Consider the following 22900-nt stretch of genomic DNA (forward strand, 5'->3'; position numbering starts at 1 on the left):
CACCACCAGCGGTCCCAGGAGGCCACCCGTGAAACTCCGTCCCCCACGCGCGGCGACGTTCGCCGCCGCGCTGGCCGCCGCCCTGGTCGCGGCCACCGTCGTGGCGCCGCCACCGGCGTCGGCCGCCACCGCCGCCTTCGTCCGCACCGCCAGCTGGAGCACCGGGTACGAGGCGAAGTTCACCGTCACCAACGACACGGCCACCACGATCACCTCGTGGAACGTCCAGTTCGACCTGCCGGCCGGCAGCACCGTCGGCTCGTACTGGGACGCGCTGCTGACCACCTCCGGTCAGCACGTCACCGCGGTCAACCGGTCCTGGAACGGCACGCTCGCGCCCGGTGCGAGCACCACCTTCGGGTTCATCGTCGCCGGCACGGGCGACCCGACCAACTGCACGGTCAACGGCGGCCCCTGCGGCGGCGGAGGCCCCGGCCCGGGCACCCCCGGCGCCCCGAGCGGCCTGCGGGTCACCGGCACCACCACGTCGTCGGTCTCGCTCGCGTGGAACGCCTCCAGCGGCACCGTCACGGGCTACCGGGTGTACGAGGGCTCGACCGTGCGGGCCACCGTCACCGGCACGAGCGCCACCGTCTCCGGACTGGCGGCCTGCTCGGCGCACAGCTACACCGTGGCGGCGTACAACTCGGCCGGCGAGTCGGCGCGGTCGGCGCCCGTGTCGGCGACCACCTCCGGCTGCACCGGCGGTGGCGGCCCGATGGCGGCCGCGCCCTACCTCTACCCCGGCTGGGGCGACCCGCCGGCACCGGCCACGGTCATGGGCGCCACGGGGATCCGCTGGTTCACCATCGCCTTCATCCTCTCCGGCGGCGGCTGCACCCCGGCCTGGGACGGCTCCGGCCCGCTCACCGGCGGCACCCACGCCGCCACCATCGCCGCCATCCGGGCCGCGGGCGGCGACGTCATCCCGTCCATCGGCGGCTGGAGCGGCAACAAGCTCGGCCCGAACTGTTCGTCGGCGCAGGCGCTGGCCGGGGCGTACCAGCAGGTCATCGACGCGTACGGGCTGCGGGCCATCGACGTCGACATCGAGAACAGCGACGAGTTCGAGAACGAGGTGGTGCAGGACCGCATCCTCGGCGCGCTCAAGATCGTCAAGCAGAACAACCCGGGGCTGAAGACCATCATCACCTTCGGCACCACGACCACCGGCCCGTCGTACTGGGGCACCCGGCTGGTCAACCGGGCCGCCACGCTCGGGGCGGACATCGACGTGTTCACCATCATGCCGTTCAACTTCGGCGGCGGCGCGAACATGTACCAGAGCACCGTCAGCGCGGCCGAGGGGCTGAAGAACACCCTGAAGAGCGCGTTCGGCTGGTCCGACGCCACGGCGTACGCCCACATGGGGATCTCCGGGATGAACGGGCTCTCCGACCAGCAGGAGCTGACCTCGCCGGCCACCTGGACGCAGATCCGTGACTGGGCGGAGGCTCGCTCGCTGGCCCGGTTCACGTTCTGGTCGGTCAACCGGGACCGGCCCTGTCCCGGCGGGGGAGTAGTCGCCCACTGCTCGGGCATCGCCCAGAACACGTGGGAGTTCACCTCGATCACCGCCCAGTACGGCTGAGCGGCACGCGGCGCGTGCCACACCGGCCCCACCGGACATCCCGTCAGCGACCGGCGGTCACCGACCGCCGGTCGCGGCGCGCGCCCCGGCGGCGGACCTTCTTCACCACCCAGAGCGCGATCATGACGGCGAACACGGCGAGGATGCCGTAGTCGAACCAGGTGCTGTAACGCTCGACCTGCTGCCAGCGGGAGCCCAGGGCGTACCCGCCGCCCACGAAGAGGGCGTTCCAGACGCCGCTGCCGAGCGTGGTCAGCGTGACGAACCGGACCAGCGGCATCCGGTTCGCCCCGGCCGGTACGGACACCAGACTGCGCACCACCGGCATCATCCGGCCGAAGAAGACGGCCCAGTTGCCGTACCGCTCGAACCAGCGGTCGGCGCGCTCCAGGTCGTCCAGGTCCACGAGTGGCAGCCGGTCGAGCCACCGCTTGAGCCGGTCCTCACCGACGACGGCGCCGATCCAGTAGAGGACGAGCGCGCCCGCCAGCGATCCGGCGGTGGCGGCGAGCCCCACGACGACCACGTTGAACCGGCCCTCGCCGGCCAGGAAACCGGCCAGGGCCAGGACGATCTCGCTCGGGATCGGCGGGACGACGCTCTCCAGGGCCACCAGCAGCGCCACGCCGACCAGCCCGGCCGCGTCGATCACCCCGGCCACCCAGCCGGTCAGCCCGCCGAGCTGGGTCGGGTCGACGTCCTGGGCCAGTGACATGACGATCCTCTCCGCGGCGACGGGGATCGCACCTCCGTACCCCGTGGCGCGGATGTCACACCTCGCGTACGGCCGCCGTCAATCCTGCGGGTGCAGCGCGGCGTCGGCCGGCCCCCGGCGCCAGCCGGTGAACCGCACCCGCAGCCCGCCCCGGCTCGGCGAGCAGCAGAAGGGACCGGCGACCGCCTCCGCCTCCGGTGCCAGCGGGGCGAGCCGGACCAGCCGCCACGGCTCGCCGGCCACCCGCGCGCGGACGGTGAGCGCGTCGCCCGCCCGGCTGGCCCGGACGGTCACCTCGCGCCCGGCCCACTCCGGCACCGGGGCCACCGACCAGTCCGACACCTCCCGGGTCACCACCGCACCGACCTGCGGCGCGCCGTCGCTGACCTCCACGCCGGCCTTGATCCAGTTCCGCTCGTCGACCCGCACCAGAACGCCGGCCTGGTCGAACTGCTCCGTCCACTCCAGCCGGAAGCTCACCTCCACGGCCGTACCGGCCGGGAGCGGGGCCAGCAGCGCCGGGGCGTCGTCGTGGACGAAGCCGTAGCTCGTGTGCCGCCACAGGTCGCTGCCGGCGGTCGGCTCCACGACCAGCCCGCCGTCGGGCGTACGCTCGGTCCGGACCGGCGGGCGCAGCCACGCCCCGGCGGACCAGTCGACCGGCTCGGTGTGGGGTGTCTCCATGATCGGCACGGTACCCTCGCGGACCCGTCGCCGTTTGCCCGGGCGACGGATCGGAAAAGACAACCGGGCATGGGCGACAGGTGGTACTCGGAGGCGGTCGTCTACTGCCTCGACATCGACACGTTCGCGGACTCCGACGGTGACGGCGTCGGTGACATCCAGGGGCTCATCGGCCGGTTGGACTACCTCGCCCGGCTCGGCGTCACCTGCCTCTGGCTGCACCCGATCCACCCCTCGCCGAACCGGGACGACGGCTACGACGCCACCGACTTCTACAACGTGGACCCGCGCTTCGGCACCCTCGGGGACTTCGCCGAACTGCTGCACCAGGCCCGCAACCGGGGCATCCGGGTGATCATCGACCTGGTGGTCAACCACACCTCCGACGAGCACCCCTGGTTCCAGTCGGCGCGTTCCTCACCGGACTCGCCGTACCGCGACTGGTACGTCTGGTCCGCCGAGGAGCCGCCGGACCGCCGGCAGGGCATGGTCTTCCCCGGCGAGCAGCGGGAGACCTGGTCGTACGACCGGACGGCCCGGGCCTGGTACTACCACCGCTTCTACCGCTTCCAGCCCGACCTCAACATGGCCAACCCGGCGGTGCGGGCCGAGGTCAAGAAGATCATGTCGTTCTGGCTCCAGCTCGGCGTCTCCGGGTTCCGGATGGACGCCGTGCCGTTCATCATCGAACTCACCGAGCCGGGCAACGCGAACTCCCCGAAGGACCTGGACCTCCTCACCGAGTTCCGCCAGCACGTCCAGTGGCGCCGGGGCGACGCGATCCTGCTCGCGGAGGCGAACGTCGAACCGGACCAGCTGCCCGTCTACTTCGGAGACGGCGGCGGGTCCGCCAACCGCCTGCACATGCTGTTCGACTTCATGCTCAACGGGCGGCTGATGCTCGCGCTGGCCCGGCAGGACCCGGAGCCGGTGATCGAGGCACTGCGGGACACGCCCGCCCTGCCCGTCGGCGCGCAGTGGGCCACCTTCCTGCGCAACCACGACGAGATCGACCTGTCCCGGCTCACCGCCGAGCAGCGCAACCAGGTGTACGCGCAGTTCGGCCCGGACGAGGACATGCGCATCTACGACCGGGGCATCCGGCGGCGGCTCGCCCCGATGCTCGGCAACGACCGGCGGCGCATCGAGATGGCGTACGCCCTCCAGTTCTCGCTGCGCGGCACGCCGGTGCTGCGCTACGGCGAGGAGATCGGGATGGGCGAGGACCTGTCCCTGCCGGGCCGGCAGGCGATCCGTACCCCCATGCAGTGGTCGTTCAAGGAGAACGCCGGCTTCTCCACGGCGCCGCCCGACAAGCTGGTCCGTCCCGTCATCGACAAGGGCGAGTACGGCTACCAGACGGTCAACGTCACCGCCCAGCGCCGCGACCCGAGGTCCCTGCTCGCCTGGTTCGAGCGCATGATCCGTACGCTGCGCGAGGCCCCGGAGATCGGGTCCGGGTCGACCACCCACATCGACGTCCCCATGCCGCCGGGTGTGCTCGCGCACCGCGCCGACGGACCGACCGGGACCATGGTCTTCCTGCACAACCTCGGCACCGAGGACGTGGAGGTGGACCTCAGCCTGCTCCAGCCGGAGGCGGATCAGCCGATCGACGTGCTCAGCGACCGTGGCTACGGCGACGTGGGCAAGCTCGAACGCCTCCAACTGGCCGGCTACGGCTACCGCTGGATCCGGCTGCGCCGGGGCTGCTGACGCGGGCCTGACGCCGGCCGGCGGGTGGGGCTAAGCTCCTTCGATCGAGCCAAGTTACCGGGAGGTAGTCATGTCGGAGGAGCCCCGCGTCGCCATCGTCACCGGAGCCGCGCGCGGCATCGGTGCGGCCACCGCCCGCCGGCTCGCCGCCGACGGCATGGCCGTCGCCGTGGTCGACATCGAGGAGGCGGCCACCAAGGAGACCGTCGACGCCATCGTGGCCGCCGGGGGCCGCGCGCTCGGCGTCGGGGCGGACGTGGCGCAGCGGGGTCAGGTGGAGGCGGCGGTGGAGCGCGTCGCCGCCGAGCTCGGCGCCCCGACGGTGCTGGTCAACAACGCCGGCGTGCTCCGGGACAACCTGCTGTTCAAGATGACCGACGCCGACTGGGACACGGTCATGGGCGTGCACCTGCGCGGCGCGTTCCTGTTCAGCCAGGCCGCCCAGCGGCACATGGTCGAGCGGAAGTGGGGGCGAATCGTCAACCTGTCCAGCACGTCGGCGCTGGGCAACCGCGGCCAGGCCAACTACTCGGCGGCCAAGGCCGGCCTGCAGGGCTTCACCAAGACCCTCGCCATCGAGCTGGGCCCGTTCGGCGTCACGGTGAACGCGGTGGCGCCCGGGTTCATCGTCACCGACATGACCGCGGCGACCGCCGCCCGGATGAAGGTCGACTTCGCCGAGCTGCAGAAGCACGCCGTCGCGGAGATCCCGGTCCGCCGCGTGGGGCGCCCCGAGGACGTCGCCCACACCATCTCGTTCCTCGTGAGCGAGGGCGCGTCCTTCGTCTCCGGCCAGGTCATCTACGTGGCCGGGGGCCCCCGGGCCTGAGACGCGCCGGCGGTGGTCAGCGGGACGCGTCGCGGGTGCGCCAGAGCCAGGCCAGGCCCAGCACGGGCAGCACCAGCGGGACGTACCCGTACCCGCTGCCGAACTGCGACCAGACGGTCTCGTCCGGGAAGAGCGCCTTGTCGGCGAGGCTGAGGACGCCGACCGCGAGCACCCCGACCAGCTCCACCGAGCAGCAGGCCAGGGCCAGCCGCCGCCCCGCGTGGCCGGCCCTGGCCAGCCCGGCCGCCGCCACGATGTAGATGAGCGCGGCCACCGCGGACAGCGAGTAGGCCACCGGCGCCTCGTCGAACTTCGTGGCGATCTGGAGCGCGGCCCGCGAGGTCGCCGCGATGGCGAAGAGGATGTAGACGGCGATCAGCAACCGCCCCGGGCCCCGGTTGGTGGTGCGCCGAGGCGCGGCCGTCTCCGCTGTGTCAACCACCGAGCACCTCCCAGGTCTGCTGGAGCCGGACCACGACGACCGGGGTCACCAGGCAGACCGCGCAGACGATCCCGGAGCCCCAGCGCGTGGGTTCCATCCGGGCCAGCACCGCCGCCAGCGGCGGCAGGCAGACCAGCGTCACGAGGTAGCCGAAGAAGGCGCCCGGCTCGCCCGGCCGCTCGCCACCGGCGAGGGCGACCAGCGCCACCACGGCCAGCGCGAGCAGCGCCAGCTCCAGCACGCCCAACCCGACCAGCTGCCAGCGGTCCGGCGGCCGGTTGCGCACCGCCGACACGAGGCTCCACAGCGCGAGTACGAGCGACAGCACGATCGACGCGGTGGCGAGGAACCCGTCCACCGGCGAACCCGCCGCGGCGGCGCCGGTCATCGGGGCCACCCGGTCCTTGGCACGGTCACCGGCACAGCCTACTAACCGTCGTAGTAACCGCCGCCCTTGCCCGCCCCGACCTGCCGTCCCGGCCGCCCCGACCGGTCTCCGTGCCCCGTCCCGATCGGTCCCCGCGGCCGTTCCGACCTGCCCCCGCGCCCGTCCCGACCTGCCCCCGCGCCCGCGCGGACGGGGCCGGGCGACTAGCGTGGATCAGTGTCGCGGCGCCGCCGCGGCGGATGACACGGCGGGGGTTCTCGTGCTGCGCTTCGGTTTGTTCGGCACCGGTCACTGGGCGATGGAGACGCACGGCGCGGCGCTCGACGCGCACCCGCGCGCCGAGCTGGCCGGCGTCTGGGGTCGCAACCCGCAGCGGGCCGCCGCGCTGGCCGACCGGTACGGCGTACCCGCCTTCGACGACGTGGACGCGCTCATCGACGCGTGCGACGCGGTGGCCGTGGCCCTGCCACCGGACATCCAGGCCGACATCGCGGTCCGGGCGGCCACCGCGGGGCGTCACCTGCTGCTGGACAAGCCGCTCGCGCTGAGCGTCCCCGACGCCGACCGGGTCGTCGACGCCGCCCAGTCCTCCGGGGTGGCCTCGGTGGTCTTCTTCACCCAGCGGTTCCAGCCGAACGTGACGGCGTTCCTCGCGTCGACCGCCGCGGCGGGCGGCTGGCACCACGCGCGGGCCACGATGTTCGCGTCGATCTTCCAGCCCGGCAGCCCGTACGGCGAGTCGCAGTGGCGGCGCGAGCACGGCGCGCTCTGGGACATCGGGCCGCACGCCCTGTCGATCCTCCTGCCCGTGATGGGCCGGGTGGAGACGGTGACCGCGGTGAACGGCACCCGCGGTCTCGTGCACCTGCTGCTCACCCACGACGGGGGCGCCACCAGCAGCGCCTCGCTGACCCTGGACGTCCCGACCGAGGCGGTGACCCGGGAGTTCGCCTTCTACGGCGAGAACGGCATCGAGACCGTGCCGAACGGGCAGAACGAGCCGGCGGTGGCCTTCGGCGTGGCCATCGACCAGCTGCTCGAGGAGATCGACGCGGGTACCCGGGACCACCGGTGCGACGTGCGCTTCGGTCGGGAGGTGGTGGCCGTGCTGGCCGCCGCCGAGACCGCCCGCGCCGAGTCCCGCACCGTAACCGTCCCCGCCTGACCCGCCCCCCGACCCCCACCCGGGGCTGCCTGCTGCGGTCGATCATGAAGTTGTCGCCCGCCGTGTCGGGGTGGTTTCTAGGCTTCAGTGCAACTGATCTTGGTTGGGTTGGGGGTGCTGGTGGCGAGGCCGGGTGTGTTGACGTTCGGGCATCGGCAGGTGTTGGAGCATCTGTGGGGTTCAGGGCGGACGATTACGCAGATCGCGGGCGTGTTGGGGGTGCCGGTGTGCACGGTGTCGCGGGAGGTTGCCCGTTATCACAGTGCGCGGCATGGGACGAAGAACCCGCTCGGGCGGTCGTTGCCGCCGGGGCGGGCTCGGGCGTCGTATCGGTGGGGGTATCAGGCGCAGTGGGCGCAGCGGCGGGCGGACGCGGCCAGGCGTCGGCCGAAGACGTCGAAGCTCGGTGTGGGTGTGCGGCTGCGGCAGGTGGTGGCGGGGAAACTGGCTCGTAGGTGGTCTCCGAAGCAGATCGCCGCGTGGTTGCGGGCCACGTTCGCCGACCGGCCGGAGTTGCAGGTGTCCCACGAGACGATCTACCAGGCGATCTACGTGCAGTCGCGGGGGAACCTGCGGGTCGAGTTGACCCGGCAGGTGGCCCTGCGGTCGGGGCGTACCCAGCGGCGCCCGCGGTCACGTGCCGCGGGCGCCGCCCGTAGTCGGCGGCCCTGGATCGGGGACCTGCACATCAGCGCCCGACCGGCCGAGGCCGCGGACCGGGCGGTGCCGGGGCACTGGGAAGGTGACCTGGTCATCGGCAAAGCCGGCGGCTCGGCGATCGTGACCCTGGTGGAACGGGCCACCCGGTATGTGATGCTCGGCGCCCTGCCCCACGGCCGCGACAGCGAAGCCGTCATCGGCGTCCTCACCGCCCTGGCCACCCGGATGCCGGCGCACCTACGCCGCTCGCTGGCCTGGGACCAAGGCGTGGAAATGGCCACCCACCCGGTGTTCACCGTCGCCACCGGCTGCCCGGTCTACTTCTGTGACCCGCACAGCCCCTGGCAACGCGGCACCAACGAGAACACCAACGGGCTGCTACGCCAGTACTTCCCCAAAGGCAGCTACGACTTCCGCACCATCGACCAGACCGGCCTGGACGAGGTCGCCCACGAACTGAACACCCGACCCCGCCAGACACTGGGCTGGGCCACCCCAGCCCAGCGACTAGCCGAACTCATCACGCCCTAACAATTGCACTCACCACTTGACGCCACCCGGCGTGTCGTGACGACAACTTCATGATCAACGGAGCTCGCGGGCGGAGGCGCGCCCGGGGGCGGGGGCGGGGCGGGGTTAATGGGTCGTCGGGGCGGCCGGGGTCGGCTAGCCTGGCGGCCATGTGCGCATTCGCCCTGATCGAGCTGGTCGGCACGCCGGCCGGCCGGGGCCCCCTGTTGGCGTCCCGCCCGCGAGTCCGGCGTCCGGCCCTGGTCGGCCGGGACGCGACCCGCGACTGACCGCAGACGCACTCCCGCGCCACCTCCAGGGCCGTCCGAGTCCCCATCCACTCGGACGGGCCCCGCTCCGGGCTGCCCGTCCGGCCCGCCGCCGACGGCGGCAGACAGGACGACGACACGTGGCGCCCCGCCGTACCCGAGCAACCGAACGCGACCGGTCCCGTCGCGTACTCTCCCAGAACTTCCTCGCCGACCCGGCCGCGGTGGCCCGGGTAGTCCGGGCGGCCCGACCCGACCCGGACGGCCTCGTGCTGGAGGTCGGCGCCGGCCGTGGCCAGCTGACCCGGCCCCTGGCCGCCCGCTGCGGGCGACTCGTGGCGTACGAGGTCGACCCGTCGGTCGCCGACGAGCTGGCCGCGGTCCGCGCCGCGCTGCCGAACGTCCGGCACCGGCAGGCCGACTTCCTCACCGCCGAACCACCGGACGAGCCGTTCGCGGTGGTCGGCAACATCCCCTGGTCACTGACCTCGGCGGTGGTCCGCTGGTGCCTCGCCGCGCCGAGGCTGCGGGCCGCGACGCTGCTCACGCAACTGGAGTACGCCCGCCGCCGCACCGGCGACTACGGCCGCTGGTCCCGCCTCACCGTGGCGACCTGGCCGGAGTTCTCCTGGCGGCTCGCCGGGCGGGTGCCCCGGACGGCGTCCCGTCCGGTGCCCCGCGTGGACGCCGGCATCCTGCGTATCGAGCGGCGGCCCGAGCCGCTGGTGCCCCGGGCCGCGCTGCCCGCGTACCACCGGATGGTGGAGCTGGGCTTCGGCGGCGCGGGAGGTTCGCTCGCGGCCTCGCTGCGCCGGCGCCATCCGCCGGCGAGGCTGGCGGCGGCGCTGCGCGCGACGCGGCTGGATCCGGACACCCCCGTCGGGTACGTCTGGCCGGAGCAGTGGCTGGTGTTGTTCCGCCTGCTGCACGCCCGCTGAGCACCCTCAGGCGAGGGTGCCGAGCGCCTCGTGCAGTTCCGCGGGGGAGTCGAACTGTTCGGCCGGCAGGGCCCGCAGCATCTGCAACATCTCCGTGCTGGCCCCGTTCTCCTGGCCCCACCGGACGAGGTCCTCGCGGGAGACCGGGTAGTCGAGCCCGGCCAGGAACTCCTGCCACTGCACCCCGCTGACGGTCATGCCGGGCGGCTACCCGTTCCGGCGCGGCGCACACCCCCGGCGGTGTGCGTCGCGCCGGAACGGACGGCGGGCAGACCGGTCGGGGGCGGTCGTCCGGCCTGCGGTCCGGCGGGCCGGCGGAGGGCGATCCTCTCGCCCCGACCGCACGGCGGTTTGCCCGCCGGGCGGCCGGGTAGCCGCTGGCATGCTGGTTCAGCGGCTCGGCGCGCCGAGCGACTTCGACCCCCTGCTGGAGCGCGTCCGCGACGCCCGCGTGGTGATGATCGGGGAGGCCACCCACGGCACGTACGACTTCTACCGCCTCCGGGAGCAGTTGACGCGCCGGTTGATCGCGGAGTGCGGCTTCTCGTTCGTGGCGGTCGAGGGGGACTGGCCGGACTGCGACCGGGTGCACCGCTCGGTGACGGCCGCCCCCGGCGGCGCGGTCGAGCCCATGGCGGCCCTGGAGCGCTTCGAGCGCTGGCCGACGTGGATGTGGTCGAACGCCGAGGTGACCCGCTTCTGCCGCTGGCTGCGGTCGTGGAACGCGGACCGGCCGGCCGACGCGCGCGTCGGCTTCCACGGGCTGGACGTCTACAGCCTCTGGGAGTCGATGCAGGCCATCTTCGACTACCTCGGCGAGGAGGACCCCGGGTCGCTGGAGGCCGCCCAGGACGCGTACCGCTGCTTCGAGCCGTACGGCCGGCGCGTCGAGGAGTACGGCATCGCCAGCCGGTTCGTCTCCGCCCGCTGCGAGGAGGAGGTCGTCCGGCTGCTGGCACGTACGCGGGAACAGGCCCTCTCGGACGGGGCCGACCGCTTCTCGACCTGGCAGAACGCCGAGGTCGTGGCGGGCGCGGAGCGCTACTACCGGGCGATGGTGGCCGGGGGACCGGAGTCCTGGAACATCCGGGACACCCACATGCAGGACACGCTGGACCGGCTGCTCGACCGGTACGGCCCGGACGCGCGCGGCGTGGTGTGGGCGCACAACACACACGTGGGTGACGCCCGGGCGACCGACATGACCGCCGACGGGATGGTCAACATCGGCCAGTTGGCGCGGGAGCGGCACGGCGCCGACGCCGTCGTCCTCGTGGGCTTCGGCTGTTACCGGGGCACCGTCGTCGCGGCGCCGCGCTGGGGTTCGCCGTCGGAGGCCATGGTCGTGCCGCCGGCGCGACAGGGCTCGATCGAGCGGCGGCTGCACGAGCTGATGCCGGAGCGGGCGGTGCTGGTGTTCGGCGGCGACGACCAGCCCGGGTGGGCCACCGAGACCATCGACCACCGGGCGATCGGCGTGGTGTACGACCCCACGTTCGAGTCGTGGGGCAACTACGTGCCGACGCGGCTGTCCGAGCGGTACGACGCCTTCATCTGGTGCGACGACACCACGGCGCTGCACCCCCTGCCGGCGGTCAGCACCCCCGGCGAGATGGAGACCTATCCCGCCGGGGTGTGACCCCCCGGCTCCGCCGGGGCGCGCAGGACGCCGGCTCGGGCGGCGGCCGCCGCGGCGTCGGCGGCCCGGTCGGCGGTCGCCGTGTCGACGGGTTCCCCGCTCACGAACAGCCGGTAGTAGAGGGGGGCGACGGCCGTCCGGACCACCTCGGCGGCGTCGGTGTCGGCGGGTAGTTCCCCCCGTGCGACCGCCCGCCGGACGACCGGCGCGGACTGCTCGTGCCGGGCGGCGAGGAACGCGTGCAGGGCGCGGGCGGCGGCGGGATCCTGCACCGCCGCCGAGACGAAGGCCCGGGCGATCGGCCCGGTCTCCGGGTCGGTGAAGCCGCGCACGACCTCCCGGGCCAGCGCCCGCAGGTCGCCGGTGAGGTCACCGGTGTCCGGCACCGGCCACGGCTCGCCGCTGGCCAGTTCGAGAGCGTCCGCGATCAGCCCTTCGACGCCGCCCCAGCGCCGGTAGACGGTGGTCTTGTGCACGGCGGAGCGCTCGGCGACGGCCTCGACGGTCAGGCCCTGGTAGCCCTTCTCGGCGAGTTCGGCGAGGGTGGCCGCGCGGACGGCGGCGCGGACCCGGGCGCTCCGGCCGCCGGGGCGGGCCGCGCGTTCTGGTGACAAAAGCAACTCCGGTTGCGTTTGGCCGTGGCGGATGACATGCTGATGCTATCGCAACTGATGTTGCGTTTATGTCGTGCCGCCGTCGAGGCGGCGGGAAGGAGCCGCATGCCAGCCGTCCCCGACCCGATGACCCCCCACCCGCTGCCCGGGCTCGACCGCGTGGCCTTCCTCAAGCCCGTCGTCACCTCACCGACCATCGAGGTCGGGGAGTACACCTACTACGACGACCCCGCCGGGGCGACCGACTTCGAGCGGACCAACGTGCTGTACGCCTACGGGCCGGAGCGGCTGGTCATCGGCCGGTACTGCGCGATCGCCACCGGCACCCGGTTCCTGATGGCCGGCGGAGCGCACCCCATGGTCGGGGTCTCCACGTACCCGTTCGCCATGTTCGAGGGCGCCTGGCGGGACGCCACCCTGGACGTGGTCATGGGCATGCCGAGCCGGGGCGACACCGTGGTCGGCAACGACGTCTGGTTCGGCTACGGGTGCCTCGTGATGCCCGGCGTACGGATCGGCGACGGTGCGGTCGTCGCCGCCGGCTCGGTGGTGACGGCCGACGTCGAGCCGTACAGCGTGGTGGGCGGGAATCCGGCGCGGCTGATCCGGCGGCGTTTCGACGAGGCGGACGTGCGGCTGATGCTGGACCTCGCCTGGTGGGACTGGCCCGCGGAACAGGTGGCGCGGCACGCCCGCACGATCATGGCTGGCACCCCGGCCGACCTGGCGCGAGCGGTGCGCGGCTGACCGGAGGCCATCGTCTACCGCCCGGACGGGCGAGGCCCGCCCCGGTGGGACACCGGGGCGGACCTCGCCGGTTCAGCCGCGCTGCCCGACGTCGAGCCGCGTCGGCCGAGGTTGAGCGCGCTGGCCGAAGTTCAGCCGCGCTGGCCGACCGGGGCCGGAGGCTGGTCGGCGAGGTGGGCGCGCAGCCCCTCGCCCTCGATGTCCACGTTCGGCAGGGCGCGGGAGAGCCACCTCGGCAGCCACCAGGCGCCCCGGCCGAGCAGGGACATCACGGCCGGCACGATGGTCATCCGCACCACGAAGGCGTCGATGGCCACCCCGACGGCGAGCGCGAAGCCGATCGACTTGATGATCGGGTCGTCGAGGAAGAAGACGAAGCCACCGAACACCGAGATCATGATCAGCGCGGCCGCCGTGACCACCCGGGCGCCGTGGCCCATGCCGTTGATGGTCGCCTGCTGGGCGGTGTCGCCGTGCACGAAGTCCTCCCGCATGCGGGAGACCAGGAAGACCTCGTAGTCCATGGCGAGGCCGAACAGGATGCCGATCAGCAGGATCGGCAGGAAGCTGATCAGCGGGCCCGGCGTGTCCAGGCCGACCAGGTCGGCGAGGTGGCCCTGCTGGAACACCGCGACCGTGATGCCGAAGGTCGCCGCGACGGTGAGCAGGAAGCCCAGCGCCGCCTTGACGGGCACCAGCAGCGAGCGGAACACCAGCATCAACAGCAGCACCGAGAGGCCCACCACCAGGAACAGGTAGATCGGGAGCGCGTCGGCGAGCTTCTCCGACACGTCGATGCCGATCGCGGTGGCGCCGGTCAGCAGCACGTCCGCGTCCCTGATCCCGCCGACCGCGTCGCGGACGTCGTGCACCAGCGTCTCCGTGGCCTCGTCGGTCGGCCCGGTCTTCGGCACCACGCCGAGCAGCGCCGTCCGACCGTCCGGGCTGAGCTGCGGCGGGGCCACCGCGAGCACGTTCTCCGTGCGCTGGACGAGGGCGGTCACCTGGGGTACGGCCGCCGAGGTGGCCTGCGGCGTGTCACCGGCCACCACCACGGCGAGCCGGCCGGTGAAGCCCGGGCCGAAGCCCTCGGTGATCAGGTCGTTCGACACCCGGGCCGGCGAGCCGACGGGCGCGGTGCCCGCGTCGGGGAGGGCGAGCCGCATGTCCGACGCGGGGACCGCGAGCAGCCCCAGGCCGAGCAGCCCGACGAGGATGACCGGCACCCGGAGCCGGGTGACCAGCCGCGCCCAGCGGAAGCCGAAGCCGGACCGGTCCTCGGCCGGGCCGGCGGCGTCCTCGCCCTCCGTCGCGGCCGGGACGGCGCCGCGCAGGCGGCGGGGGAGCACCTTCCGGCCGGCGAAGCCGAGCAGCGCGGGCTGGAGGGTGATCGCGACCAGCACGGCCAGGGTCACCGTGCCGGCGGCGGCGAGACCCATCGAGGTCAGGAACGGGATGTCGACCACGGCGAGCCCGGCCAGCGCGATCACCACGGTCGCGCCGGCGAAGACCACGGCGGAGCCGGCCGTGCCGACCGCCCGGCCGACGGCCTCGTCCGGGCTCAGCCCTTCGAGCAGGTACTGGCGGTGCCGTGAAGTGATGAAGAGGGAGTAGTCGATGCCGACCGCGAGGCCGAGCATCAGCGCGAGGATCGGGGTGACGCTGGTCAGCTCGACGACGCTGCTGAGCGAGTACAGGCCGGCCATGCCGACGGCCACGCCGATGAGGGCGTTCAGCATGGTCATCCCGGCGGCCACGAGCGAGCCGAACGTGATCACGAGGACGACCGCCGCCACCACCACGCCGATGGCCTCGGTGGAACCGACCTCCGGCACGCTGTTGAGCGCCTCGCCGCCGGGTGCCACCTGCCAGCCCCGCGCCTCGGCCGACGCCCCGACTCGCTCGTACGCCTCGCGCTGCGCGTCGTCCAGCTCGTCGGCGGTGTCGGCGAACTGCACCTGGACCAGCGCGTACTGGCCGTCCTGGGAGACCGCCCCCACGGTGAACGGGTCGACGGCGCCCACGACGCCGGGCACCGCGGCGGCCTCCTGGACGATCTCCTTCACCACGGCCTGGCCCTCCGGGGTGGCCAGTTGGCCGTCCGCGGGGGCCTTCACGGCGATGGTGCCGGTGGCGCCGCTGGCCGCCGGGAACTGTTCGGAGAGCAGGTCGAGAGCACGCTGTGACTCGGTGCCGGGCATCGTGAAGTTGCTGGCCGTCGGGCCGCGCAGGAACGCGGCGGCCAGGCCGAGACCCACGAGTACGACGAGCCAGACCGCGACGACGAGTCGCCGGCGGCGCAACGAGCCCCGGCCGAGCCGGTAGAGCAGGGTCGCCATCAGGGTTCCTTGTCCGAGGTCGAGGATTGGTCAGGGACGAGTTCGAGGGTCCGCCGGGCGAGGGCGAGCAGCGCGGGGCGCAGCTCGTCGTCGGGTACGTCGATGAACTCGGCGCACGCCTCGGAGATGCCGGCCAGCAGCACCATGGGCGCGATCCGGGCGGCGGGCCGGTCGCTGCCGCCGGCCATGGCGGCCAGCAGCCGTTCGGAGATCTGCTGGATGTGGGCGAACGCGGGCTGTTGCAGCAGCTCGGGGAACTCGCCCCGGAGCAGGGCGATCTCCCGCCGGAACCGCACCGCGAGGTCGACGAACCCCTCGGCCGCGGTCTCCTGCGCCGCCCGGCCGGTGAGGCCGGCCAGGGTGTCGTCGAGCGCCCGGAGCATCGTGATGGCGGGCGCCATCAGCTCGGCGAGCAGGGCCTCCTTGCTCGCGAAGTGGTACAGCACCGTGGCCTTCGAACACCCGACCTCGGTGGCGATGTCCTGCAACGACGTACCGCGGTAGCCCGTGGCCGCGAAGCGTCGTGTCGCCGCGGCCAGGATCTCGTCGCGGGTCGTCGGTTCCGCCCGTCGCACGCTGGTCACCTCCGCCAACCAGCATGCCTGACCGATCGGTCAGATCCTGACCGATCGGTCAGAGCAATGGCGTGGTCTTCCCCACACCGGCCGGAGGTGTGGTGCGGCGGGCGCCGTCCCGGCGTCGGGACGGTGGCAGGTCAGGCCCGGTCGTGCTCCCGGTCGTACGCGGCGCGGGCCGCGGCGATCGTGCTCCGGTGCCGCTCCGCCCAGCTGGTCAGCGCGACGAGGGACTCGTAGAGCTCCAGCGCGATCGGGGTGGCGGTGTACTCGACCTTGGGCGGCACGGTGGGGTAGACCCGGCGGTGCAGCAGGCCGTCGCGCTCCAGGTTGCGCAGCGTCAGGGTGAGCATCCGGCGGCTGATGCCCTCGATCTGCCGCTCCAGTTCGGTGAAGCGGACCGGGCCCTGCGAGGCGGCCACGAGGATGCCGATGCTCCACTTGCCGCCCACCCGGTCGAGCACCTCGCGCACCGTGCAGGCCCGGGCCTGACCGGGTGTGAAGGGCGTGTCGGAGGCGACACCGGCGCACTCCACAAGGCCGCCGACCTGCACGGACACATCGCTGTTCCCCTGTGACACGACAGTGCCTCCTTCCGCCTCGCCCCATGGTCACAGAGCATGTCTTCGGTAACAAACCATGCACCTAGGGGGAGCGATGACAACCCGCACCGACCGCTGGCCCGCCCTGCTCGTGCTCTGCGCCGGCAGTCTGATGATCATTCTGGACGGCAGCATCGTGACCGTGGCGCTGCCGGCCATCCAGCGCGACCTCGGCTTCACCGCCACCGGGCTGGCCTGGGTGGTCAACGCGTACCTGGTGGCCTTCGGCGGGCTGCTGCTGCTCGCCGGCCGCCTCGGCGACCTGCTCGGCCGGCGGGCGGTCTTCCTCGCCGGCGTCGCCCTCTTCACCCTGGCCTCGCTGCTCTGCGTGGCCGCCGCCGGGCCGGCGACGCTGGTCGCCGCGCGCTTCCTCCAGGGAGCCGGCGGGGCGTTCACGATGGCGGTCAGCCTCGGCATGATCGTCCGGCTCTACCCGGAGCCGGCCGAGCGGGCCCGGGCCATCGCCGTCTTCAGCTTCACGGGCGCCGCCGGCGCCTCCCTCGGCACGGTGGCCGGCGGCCTGCTCACGGACCTCGCCGGCTGGCGGTCGATCTTCCTGATCAACGTGCCGGTCGGGCTGCTGATCGTCCTCGCCGCGCTACGCCGGATCCCCGCCGACCGTGGGCTCGGCCTGCGGGCCGGCCTGGACGTGCCCGGTGCCGTGCTCGCCACCGCGGGCCTGATGGCGGCGGTGCTGGCGGTCGTCGGCACCGGCGAGCACGGCTGGACCTCGGCGCGCACGATCGGGGCGGGCGCCGCGGGGGCCGCCCTGCTCGTGGCGTTCGCGCTGCGCCAGCGGGTCGCCGCCGTGCCGCTGCTGCCGCCCCGGGTGCTGCGTACGCCCGACCTGGTCGCCGCCAACACCGTCCAGTTCCTCGCGGTCGCCGCGTTCTTCGCCTTCCAGTTCCTGCTCGCGCTGGACCTCCAACTGGTGCTCGGGCTCGACGCGGCGGCCACCGGGTGGGCGTTCCTGCCCACGCCGTTGGTGATCGCGGCCGTGTCGCTCGGCCTCGCCGGCCGGCTCGTCGCCCGCCACGGCGCGCGGCGGGTGCTGGTCACCGGGCTCGCCCTCGCGGTGGTCGGGTTCCTGCTGCTCGCCCGCCTGCCGGCCGACGGCGCGTACCTGACCGACGTGCTCCCGGCGATGCTGGTCTTCGGTGCGGCCGGTGGCCTGGTCCTGCCCGCGGTCACCACGGCGGCCATGGCCGGCGCCGGCGACGCGGAGACGGGTCTCGCCTCCGGGCTGGCCAACACCACCCAGCAGATCGGCGGGGCGTTCGGTCTGGCGGCGCTCGCCACGCTGGCCGCCGGCCGCACGGCCGGACTGCGGGCGCGCGGGTGGGACGAGACGGCCGCGCTGGCCGCCGGCTACCGGACCGCCTTCGCGGTGGCCGCCGGGCTGGTCGTCGCGGCGCTGCTGGTCGCCGCCACGACCCTGCGCCGCACCCCGGCCCGCGGTCGTGGGGTCGCCGAGCCGGCCCGGGCCGGGGTGTCGGGGTAGGACGTGCGGGCCGGCTGGGGCCCGGGGACGGCGCGGAATGGCCCGTTCCATTCGAGGGGAATTGGCCGTCGGAACGGGCCCTCGCGCGCCGGAGAATCGTGGGCATGTCCGCCACCCTCGCCGACCGGGCGGAGGCGCTCCGCGCGCTGCACCGCCCGGGCGACCCGCTGATCCTGCCCAACGCCTGGGACGCCGCCTCCGCCCGGGCGGTCGTCGAGGCCGGTTTCCCGGCCGTCGCGACCAGCAGTGCGGCGGTCGCGGCCGCCCTCGGTCACGCCGACGGCGAGGCCACGCCGCCCGGGGAGATGTTCGCCGCCGTGGCCCGGATCGCCCGGACCGTCACCGTCCCGGTCACCGCCGACCTCGAACGGGGGTACGGGCTGCGCCCGGCCGAACTGGTCGAGCGGCTGCTCGCCGCCGGTGCCGTGGGGCTCAACCTGGAGGACTCCGACCCGGCCACCGGCCGGCTCGTGCCCGTCGGGGCGCAGGCCGACCTGCTCGCCGGTGTCCGGTCGGCGGCCCGCGAGGCCGGCGTGCACGTGGTGATCAACGCCCGGTTGGACGTGTTCCTGCGCCCCGGCGGCGACCCGGACGCCCGGCTGGCCGACGCGCTCGACCGCGCCCGCCGCTACCGCGCGGCGGGCGCGGACTGCGTCTACCCGATCGGGCTCACCGAACCCGAGGCGGTCCGCGCCCTCGTGGCGGCGGTGGACGGGCGGGTGAACCTCCTGGCCCGCCCCGGTGGCCCCGGCGCCGCCGAACTGGCCGCCCTCGGAATCGCCCGGATCAGCTACGGCCACCACCTGCACGCCGCCGTCCGGGCGCGTACGGCCGACCTGCTGGCCGCCGTCCGGGCCGGCGGCGACCCGTTCGTGCCGGCGCGTCCCGCCCGGTCCGGTTGACCACCGACCCCCGGGCCGGGAAGGTGGGGTGATGAGCGGCGTGGAGGAGACCCGGGACGGGGTGTCGCTGACCAATCTGGACCAGCCGCTCGTCGAGGGGGCCAGCAAGCGCGACCTGGTGGACTACCTGGATCGCGTCAGTGACCGCATCCTCCCGCAGCTGCGGGACCGGCCGCTGTCGGTGATCCGGTCGCTGCGCGGGCAGGCGCCGTTCATGCAGAAGAACCTGCCGAAGTACACGCCGGAGTGGGTGCGCCGGGTGCCGGTCTGGGCCGAGGCGTCGCAGCGCGAGGTGTCGTACGCCCTCTGCGACGACCGGCGCACGCTGCTGTGGTTCGCCAACCAGCGGGCCGTCGAGTACCACCCGACCCTGGCCCGGGCCGACCACCTCGACCGGCCGACGCACCTCGTGCTCGACCTCGACCCGCCCGAGGGTGACTCGTTCCCGGCGGCCGTCGCCGCCGCGCTGCTGGTGCGGCAGGCGCTCGGCGACTCGGGCCTGGCCGGGGTGGCGAAGACCAGCGGGGCCAAGGGCGTGCACGTCTTCGTGCCGGTGACGCCCGACGCCGACGCGGAGCAGATGGCCGCCGCCACCCGGGCCCTCGCCGCCCGCGCCGAGCGGCTGGACCCGGCGCTGGCCACCACCGCCTTCATCCGCGAGGACCGGGGCGGGCGGGTCTTCGTCGACTCCACCCGGGCCGGCGGGGCCACCGTGGTCGCCGCCTACAGCCCGCGGCTGCGGCCCGGACTGCCGGTGTCGTTCCCGGTCGACTGGGCGGACCTCCCGGACGTGACCCCCGCCGACTTCACCGTGCGGACCGTCCCGGCGCTCGTCGCGGAGCGCGATCCGTGGCTCGACCTGACGCCGCCGCCGCAGCCGCTCCCACCCGACCTGGTCGAAGAGGGTCGGACCATCCCGATCGCCCGGGTGCAGGCCATGCACGAGGGCAAGCGGCGGGCAAGGGCCCGCCGCCAGGCCGGCTGACGCGTGGACGGCCACCGGGTCGGCGTCCAGGTCGAGCGACGCCCCGGGCCCCTCACTCCGGCCAGTCGTTGCCGAGGATGATCTGCACGAAGTCCTCGCGGACGAACGACGGGTCGAAGTACGCGAGCACGTCGTCGTTCACGGTGCCGAACGTGGTCTCGGGGCGGTGCGCCACGCCCTGGTGGAACGCGGCCAGGATCCGACGCTTGAAGTCGGGGCGGGGGTGGGCGGCGGTCACCTCGGCGACCCGCGCCGGATCGAGGTCGCGCAGGCCGATGCCGAGCACGTCGGTCTCCACGCCGGCCGTGACCAGGGCGATCTCCGGATCCAGGTGTTCCGGCACGCCGGGCGTGGTGTGCAGCGCGATGGCGAGCCAGACCCGGCGCGCCTCCGCCGCCGAGCGGCCGTGGTCGAGCAGGAACCGCTCCGCCGCCTTCGCCCCGTCCACCTCGAAGCGCAGGTCGCTGCTGGCGTACGCGCCCGTCAGACCGAGGTCGTGGAACATCGCCCCGACGTAGAGCAGCTCCGGGTCGGGCGCGAGGCCCCGTCGCTCGCCCTGCAACGCGCCGAAGAGGAACACCCGGCGGGAGTGGTGGAACAGCAGGTCGTCGGTGGCGCCGCGGACCAGGTCCGTCGTGGCGGCGACGAGCGGTGTGTCGGGGATGGTGATCCCCGCGACGGTCTCGGGCATGGCGAGCTCCTTCTTCTCTCGGCGGCCGGTGGTCGGCCCGGCCCCCGATGCTTCCCCGGCTAGACTCGACGAACCATGTCCCTGGGGACGCCTATCCCTCGGAAACGGACATGGGTCGTCGCGCGGCGCGGGACGCGTCGGGCGGGGAGGAGGAACCGCGGATGGCCGGAGCGAGACCGCACCGGATCGGCGTGGTGGTCTTCGACGGGGTGCAGTTGCTCGACGTGTCGGGCCCTGTCGACGTGTTCGACGCCGCCGCCCGGCGCGGCGCCGGCTACACCGTCGAGCTGATCGGCTGGCGGTCGGCGCAGGTGCGGACGTCGTCCGGCGTACGGCTGGCCGCCGACCGCACCCTCGACGAGGCGGACGCGCCGGACACGCTCGTGCTCACCGGCGCGGACGACCTGTCCGCGCTGCCCGACGCGGCCGACGTCCGGGCCCGCCTGGGCAGGCTCGTCCGGCCCGACACCCGCCTCGCCGCGGTCTGCACCGGGGCGTTCGTACTGGCGCGCACGGGCTGGCTGGCCGGGCACCCGGCCACCACCCACTGGCGGCACGCGGCGCGGCTGCGGGCCGAGTTCCCGGAGATCGACGTACGGCCCGACGCGATCTACGTGCACAGCGGCCGCTTCTCCACCAGCGCCGGCGTCACCGCGGGCATCGACCTCGCGCTCGCCCTCGTCGAGGCGGACCACGGAGCCGGGCTGGCCCGCGAGGTGGCCCGGGAACTCGTGGTGTTCATGCAGCGCCCCGGCGGGCAGTCCCAGTTCTCCGTACGGCAGGACCTGCCGCCCAGCGGCGACCAGCGGCTGCGCCGGGTCGTCGACCGGGTCACCGCCGACCCGGCCCGCCCCTACCCGGTCGAGGCGATGGCGCGGGACGCCACCGTCACCCCGCGGCACCTGCGCCGGCTCTTCCAGCAGGAACTCGGCATCACGCCCGGTCGCTATTTGGAGCTGGCCCGGATCGAGGCCGCGCGGGCGTTCCTCGAACAGGGCGGCACGGTCACGGAGGCCGCCCGGCGCAGCGGGTTCGGCAGCGACGAGACGTTGCGGCGGGCGTTCGTCGCGGCCTATGGCGTTCCGCCCTCGGTCTACCAGCGCCGGTTCCGTACGACAGGGGTGCGCTGACCCGGGAACGGCCCGGTAAGCGTGATCATCGGCCGGGTCCGGGCGACCGAACGGAGAAGCCCGGGCGCGGTGGCCGCGAAACGGAGAAGCCCGGGCGGGCGGCCCGGGCTTCGACGTCTCTCTGGTGCCCCCGGCAGGATTCGAACCTGCGCTCCCGCCTCCGGAGGGCGGTGCTCTATCCCCTGAGCTACGGGGGCTCAGCGACTGGGAAAGACTAGCAAACGACCTCCACGACCGCCGAATCGGTATCCGCCGTGCGCGTCGCGCCAGCTCACCCGCCCCCCACCACCGCGTCGATCATGAGGTTGGCGGGGCCTGTGGAGATCGAGAAGGCCGCCAACCTCATGATCACCGGGCTGGGTGTGGGCCGGGGGTGGGTGGGGCCCAGGGTCCAGGGGGCGGGGTCCGGGGGCGGGGTGGGCCTGGGTTAGGCGGCTACGGCGCGGCCGCAGCTGGGCAGCGGGTGCAGCACGATCCGGCGGGGCAGCCGGCGCGGCCACTCGCTGCGGGTCCAGGACCCGTCCACGATGAGGTGGACCGTCCGCTGCTCCTCGCCACTCAGCCGCAGGACGAAGTCCCGGGGGAGTGGCGGGTCGACGTTGGGTGTGGTGATCATGAAGCGCACCCGACCGCGCGAGGAGACGGCCGAGACCACGTCCGCCGCCGGCATCGTGCCGCGCAGTCGGACCCGGCCGATCCAGTACACCTCGGCGAGGTGCTCCTGGGCCGCCCGGGTGATCGCCGGGTACTCGCTGCGCACCCAGCGCTCGACCGCCCCGACGCACAGGCCGCACGCGCGCTCCCGTGGCTCCCGCGGACCCAACCCCCAGGCCCGCAGGTACGCCCCGACGGCGCCGGCGTCCATCGACAGGTCGAACCGGCGCTGGATGAGCGCGGTCAGGCTCTGCCGCGTCCACAGCTCCTCGTCGAGACCGAACTGGTCCGGGTGGACGCCCCGCAGGGTGTCGATCAGTTCGAGTTCCTGTTCGCGGCTGAGCATTCCGGGCTCGCCCTGCCGCTGTCCGCGACGGACGGCTGCCACCGCCCCGTCACCGCCGATGGTGTGGCGCCGGCACCAACTGGTGACCGAACGCCGTGCGTCTCTGAGTGCAACCCCCACGTCCTGCGCAACGAGCCCGAATCGCATCTGGTCACGATATGTGGGGAGAAAACTCCCCAAGCAACGCAATCGGTCAGAGTTCCCAAACCAGACATAGGCCTAGCCGAGGCGATGACCGACGCCGCAACCTGCTCGGGCTGCCCCGGTG

At 73.8% G+C, this 22900-nt stretch carries 23 protein-coding genes and 1 tRNA gene; 12 read left to right on the top strand and 12 right to left on the bottom strand.

Annotation, left to right across the window (positions count from 1 at the left end; all coding sequences use genetic code 11):
- The first annotated feature begins 28 nt into the window (after positions 1-28).
- Complete coding sequence (locus OG994_RS30385; RefSeq protein WP_328851720.1) at positions 29-1591, top strand: glycoside hydrolase family 18 protein; 1563 nt, start codon at positions 29-31, stop codon at positions 1589-1591.
- 43 nt (positions 1592-1634) lie between these two features.
- Here the strand turns inward: OG994_RS30385 and OG994_RS30390 are convergent, their stop codons facing one another.
- Positions 1635-2306 (bottom strand): DedA family protein, encoded by a 672-nt coding sequence (locus tag OG994_RS30390; RefSeq protein WP_120329097.1) that lies wholly within the window; start codon positions 2304-2306, stop codon positions 1635-1637.
- Between the two features lie 78 nt (positions 2307-2384).
- Positions 2385-2990, bottom strand: a complete 606-nt coding sequence (locus OG994_RS30395; protein WP_328851721.1) for a DUF1349 domain-containing protein — start codon at positions 2988-2990, stop codon at positions 2385-2387.
- Positions 2991-3059: 69 nt separating this feature from the next.
- Between OG994_RS30395 and OG994_RS30400 the strand changes: the two genes are divergently transcribed.
- Both OG994_RS30400 and fabG read left to right on the top strand, forming a co-directional pair.
- Positions 3060-4706 carry an alpha-amylase family protein gene (locus OG994_RS30400; RefSeq protein WP_328851722.1) on the top strand — a complete coding sequence of 549 codons (1647 nt, stop codon included), beginning with the start codon at positions 3060-3062 and terminating at the stop codon, positions 4704-4706.
- 70 nt (positions 4707-4776) lie between these two features.
- Entirely contained in the window at positions 4777-5535 is a 759-nt protein-coding gene (gene fabG, locus OG994_RS30405; protein WP_328851723.1) for a 3-oxoacyl-ACP reductase FabG, read from the top strand.
- A 16-nt stretch (positions 5536-5551) separates the two neighbouring features.
- On the opposite strand, the gene OG994_RS30410 is transcribed toward fabG, so the two are convergent.
- Together OG994_RS30410 and OG994_RS30415 are read right to left on the bottom strand one after the other, a co-directional pair.
- Entirely contained in the window at positions 5552-5977 is a 426-nt protein-coding gene (locus tag OG994_RS30410; protein ID WP_120329100.1) for a hypothetical protein, read from the bottom strand.
- Positions 5970-6365: a hypothetical protein gene (locus tag OG994_RS30415; protein WP_328851724.1), complete on the bottom strand. Its 396-nt coding sequence runs from the start codon at positions 6363-6365 to the stop codon at positions 5970-5972. The genes OG994_RS30410 and OG994_RS30415 overlap by 8 nt, the downstream gene beginning before the upstream one ends.
- 259 nt (positions 6366-6624) lie before the next feature.
- Between OG994_RS30415 and OG994_RS30420 the strand changes: the two genes are divergently transcribed.
- The 3 genes from OG994_RS30420 (at position 6625) to erm (ending at position 9907) form a co-directional block, all read left to right on the top strand.
- Positions 6625-7530, top strand: a complete 906-nt coding sequence (locus OG994_RS30420; RefSeq protein ID WP_328851725.1) for a Gfo/Idh/MocA family protein — start codon at positions 6625-6627, stop codon at positions 7528-7530.
- 87 nt (positions 7531-7617) lie between these two features.
- Positions 7618-8721: an IS30 family transposase gene (locus tag OG994_RS30425; protein WP_456238361.1), complete on the top strand. Its 1104-nt coding sequence runs from the start codon at positions 7618-7620 to the stop codon at positions 8719-8721.
- A 388-nt stretch (positions 8722-9109) separates the two neighbouring features.
- Positions 9110-9907 carry an ErmE/ErmH/ErmO/ErmR family 23S rRNA (adenine(2058)-N(6))-methyltransferase gene (gene erm, locus OG994_RS30430; RefSeq protein ID WP_328851727.1) on the top strand — a complete coding sequence of 266 codons (798 nt, stop codon included), beginning with the start codon at positions 9110-9112 and terminating at the stop codon, positions 9905-9907.
- A gap of 6 nt (positions 9908-9913) precedes the next feature.
- On the opposite strand, the gene OG994_RS30435 is transcribed toward erm, so the two are convergent.
- Positions 9914-10105, bottom strand: coding sequence for a DUF2795 domain-containing protein (locus tag OG994_RS30435; protein ID WP_120329103.1), 192 nt, complete (start codon positions 10103-10105; stop codon positions 9914-9916).
- Positions 10106-10289: 184 nt separating this feature from the next.
- Between OG994_RS30435 and OG994_RS30440 the strand changes: the two genes are divergently transcribed.
- The gene (locus OG994_RS30440; RefSeq protein WP_120329104.1) at positions 10290-11546 is read left to right on the top strand and encodes an erythromycin esterase family protein; all 1257 of its coding nucleotides are present in this window, start codon (positions 10290-10292) and stop codon (positions 11544-11546) included.
- On the opposite strand, the gene OG994_RS30445 is transcribed toward OG994_RS30440, so the two are convergent.
- Entirely contained in the window at positions 11528-12160 is a 633-nt protein-coding gene (locus OG994_RS30445; protein ID WP_328851728.1) for a TetR/AcrR family transcriptional regulator, read from the bottom strand. The genes OG994_RS30440 and OG994_RS30445 overlap by 19 nt on opposite strands.
- Positions 12161-12265: 105 nt before the next feature.
- Between OG994_RS30445 and OG994_RS30450 the strand changes: the two genes are divergently transcribed.
- A complete protein-coding gene (locus tag OG994_RS30450) occupies positions 12266-12907 on the top strand; it encodes a CatB-related O-acetyltransferase (protein WP_120329106.1) in 642 nt (213 codons plus the stop codon).
- A 131-nt stretch (positions 12908-13038) separates the two neighbouring features.
- Here OG994_RS30450 and OG994_RS30455 read toward each other — a convergent pair whose 3' ends face one another.
- The 3 genes from OG994_RS30455 to OG994_RS30465 all read right to left on the bottom strand — a co-directional run bounded on the left by OG994_RS30455 (position 13039) and on the right by OG994_RS30465 (position 16357).
- Positions 13039-15246 (bottom strand): MMPL family transporter, encoded by a 2208-nt coding sequence (locus OG994_RS30455; protein WP_328851729.1) that lies wholly within the window; start codon positions 15244-15246, stop codon positions 13039-13041.
- On the bottom strand, positions 15246-15821 hold the full coding sequence (locus OG994_RS30460) for a TetR/AcrR family transcriptional regulator (RefSeq protein ID WP_120329144.1): 576 nt from the start codon (positions 15819-15821) through the stop codon (positions 15246-15248). Before OG994_RS30460 ends, OG994_RS30455 begins: the two co-directional genes overlap by 1 nt.
- Before the next feature lie 140 nt (positions 15822-15961).
- Complete coding sequence (locus OG994_RS30465) at positions 15962-16357, bottom strand: winged helix-turn-helix transcriptional regulator (RefSeq protein ID WP_120329145.1); 396 nt, start codon at positions 16355-16357, stop codon at positions 15962-15964.
- A gap of 121 nt (positions 16358-16478) precedes the next feature.
- Between OG994_RS30465 and OG994_RS30470 the strand changes: the two genes are divergently transcribed.
- From OG994_RS30470 to OG994_RS30480, 3 genes are all read left to right on the top strand, one after another.
- A complete protein-coding gene (locus tag OG994_RS30470; protein ID WP_120329108.1) occupies positions 16479-17924 on the top strand; it encodes an MFS transporter in 1446 nt (481 codons plus the stop codon).
- A 104-nt stretch (positions 17925-18028) separates the two neighbouring features.
- Positions 18029-18826 (top strand): isocitrate lyase/PEP mutase family protein, encoded by a 798-nt coding sequence (locus OG994_RS30475; protein ID WP_328851730.1) that lies wholly within the window; start codon positions 18029-18031, stop codon positions 18824-18826.
- Positions 18827-18857: 31 nt separating this feature from the next.
- Positions 18858-19811, top strand: coding sequence for a DNA polymerase domain-containing protein (locus OG994_RS30480; RefSeq protein ID WP_328851731.1), 954 nt, complete (start codon positions 18858-18860; stop codon positions 19809-19811).
- A 52-nt stretch (positions 19812-19863) separates the two neighbouring features.
- Here the strand turns inward: OG994_RS30480 and OG994_RS30485 are convergent, their stop codons facing one another.
- The gene (locus OG994_RS30485) at positions 19864-20502 is read right to left on the bottom strand and encodes an HD domain-containing protein (RefSeq protein ID WP_120329111.1); all 639 of its coding nucleotides are present in this window, start codon (positions 20500-20502) and stop codon (positions 19864-19866) included.
- A gap of 161 nt (positions 20503-20663) precedes the next feature.
- Between OG994_RS30485 and OG994_RS30490 the strand changes: the two genes are divergently transcribed.
- Positions 20664-21632, top strand: coding sequence for a GlxA family transcriptional regulator (locus tag OG994_RS30490; RefSeq protein WP_120329112.1), 969 nt, complete (start codon positions 20664-20666; stop codon positions 21630-21632).
- Between the two features lie 122 nt (positions 21633-21754).
- Here OG994_RS30490 and OG994_RS30495 read toward each other — a convergent pair.
- Together OG994_RS30495 and OG994_RS30500 are read right to left on the bottom strand one after the other, a co-directional pair.
- Positions 21755-21829: transfer RNA gene (locus OG994_RS30495), tRNA-Arg, on the bottom strand.
- Between the two features lie 230 nt (positions 21830-22059).
- Positions 22060-22752 (bottom strand): winged helix-turn-helix domain-containing protein, encoded by a 693-nt coding sequence (locus tag OG994_RS30500; protein WP_120330427.1) that lies wholly within the window; start codon positions 22750-22752, stop codon positions 22060-22062.
- Positions 22753-22900: the final 148 nt, after the last annotated feature.

The organism is Micromonospora globbae, assembly GCF_036184225.1.
Lineage (GTDB): Bacteria > Actinomycetota > Actinomycetes > Mycobacteriales > Micromonosporaceae > Micromonospora > Micromonospora globbae.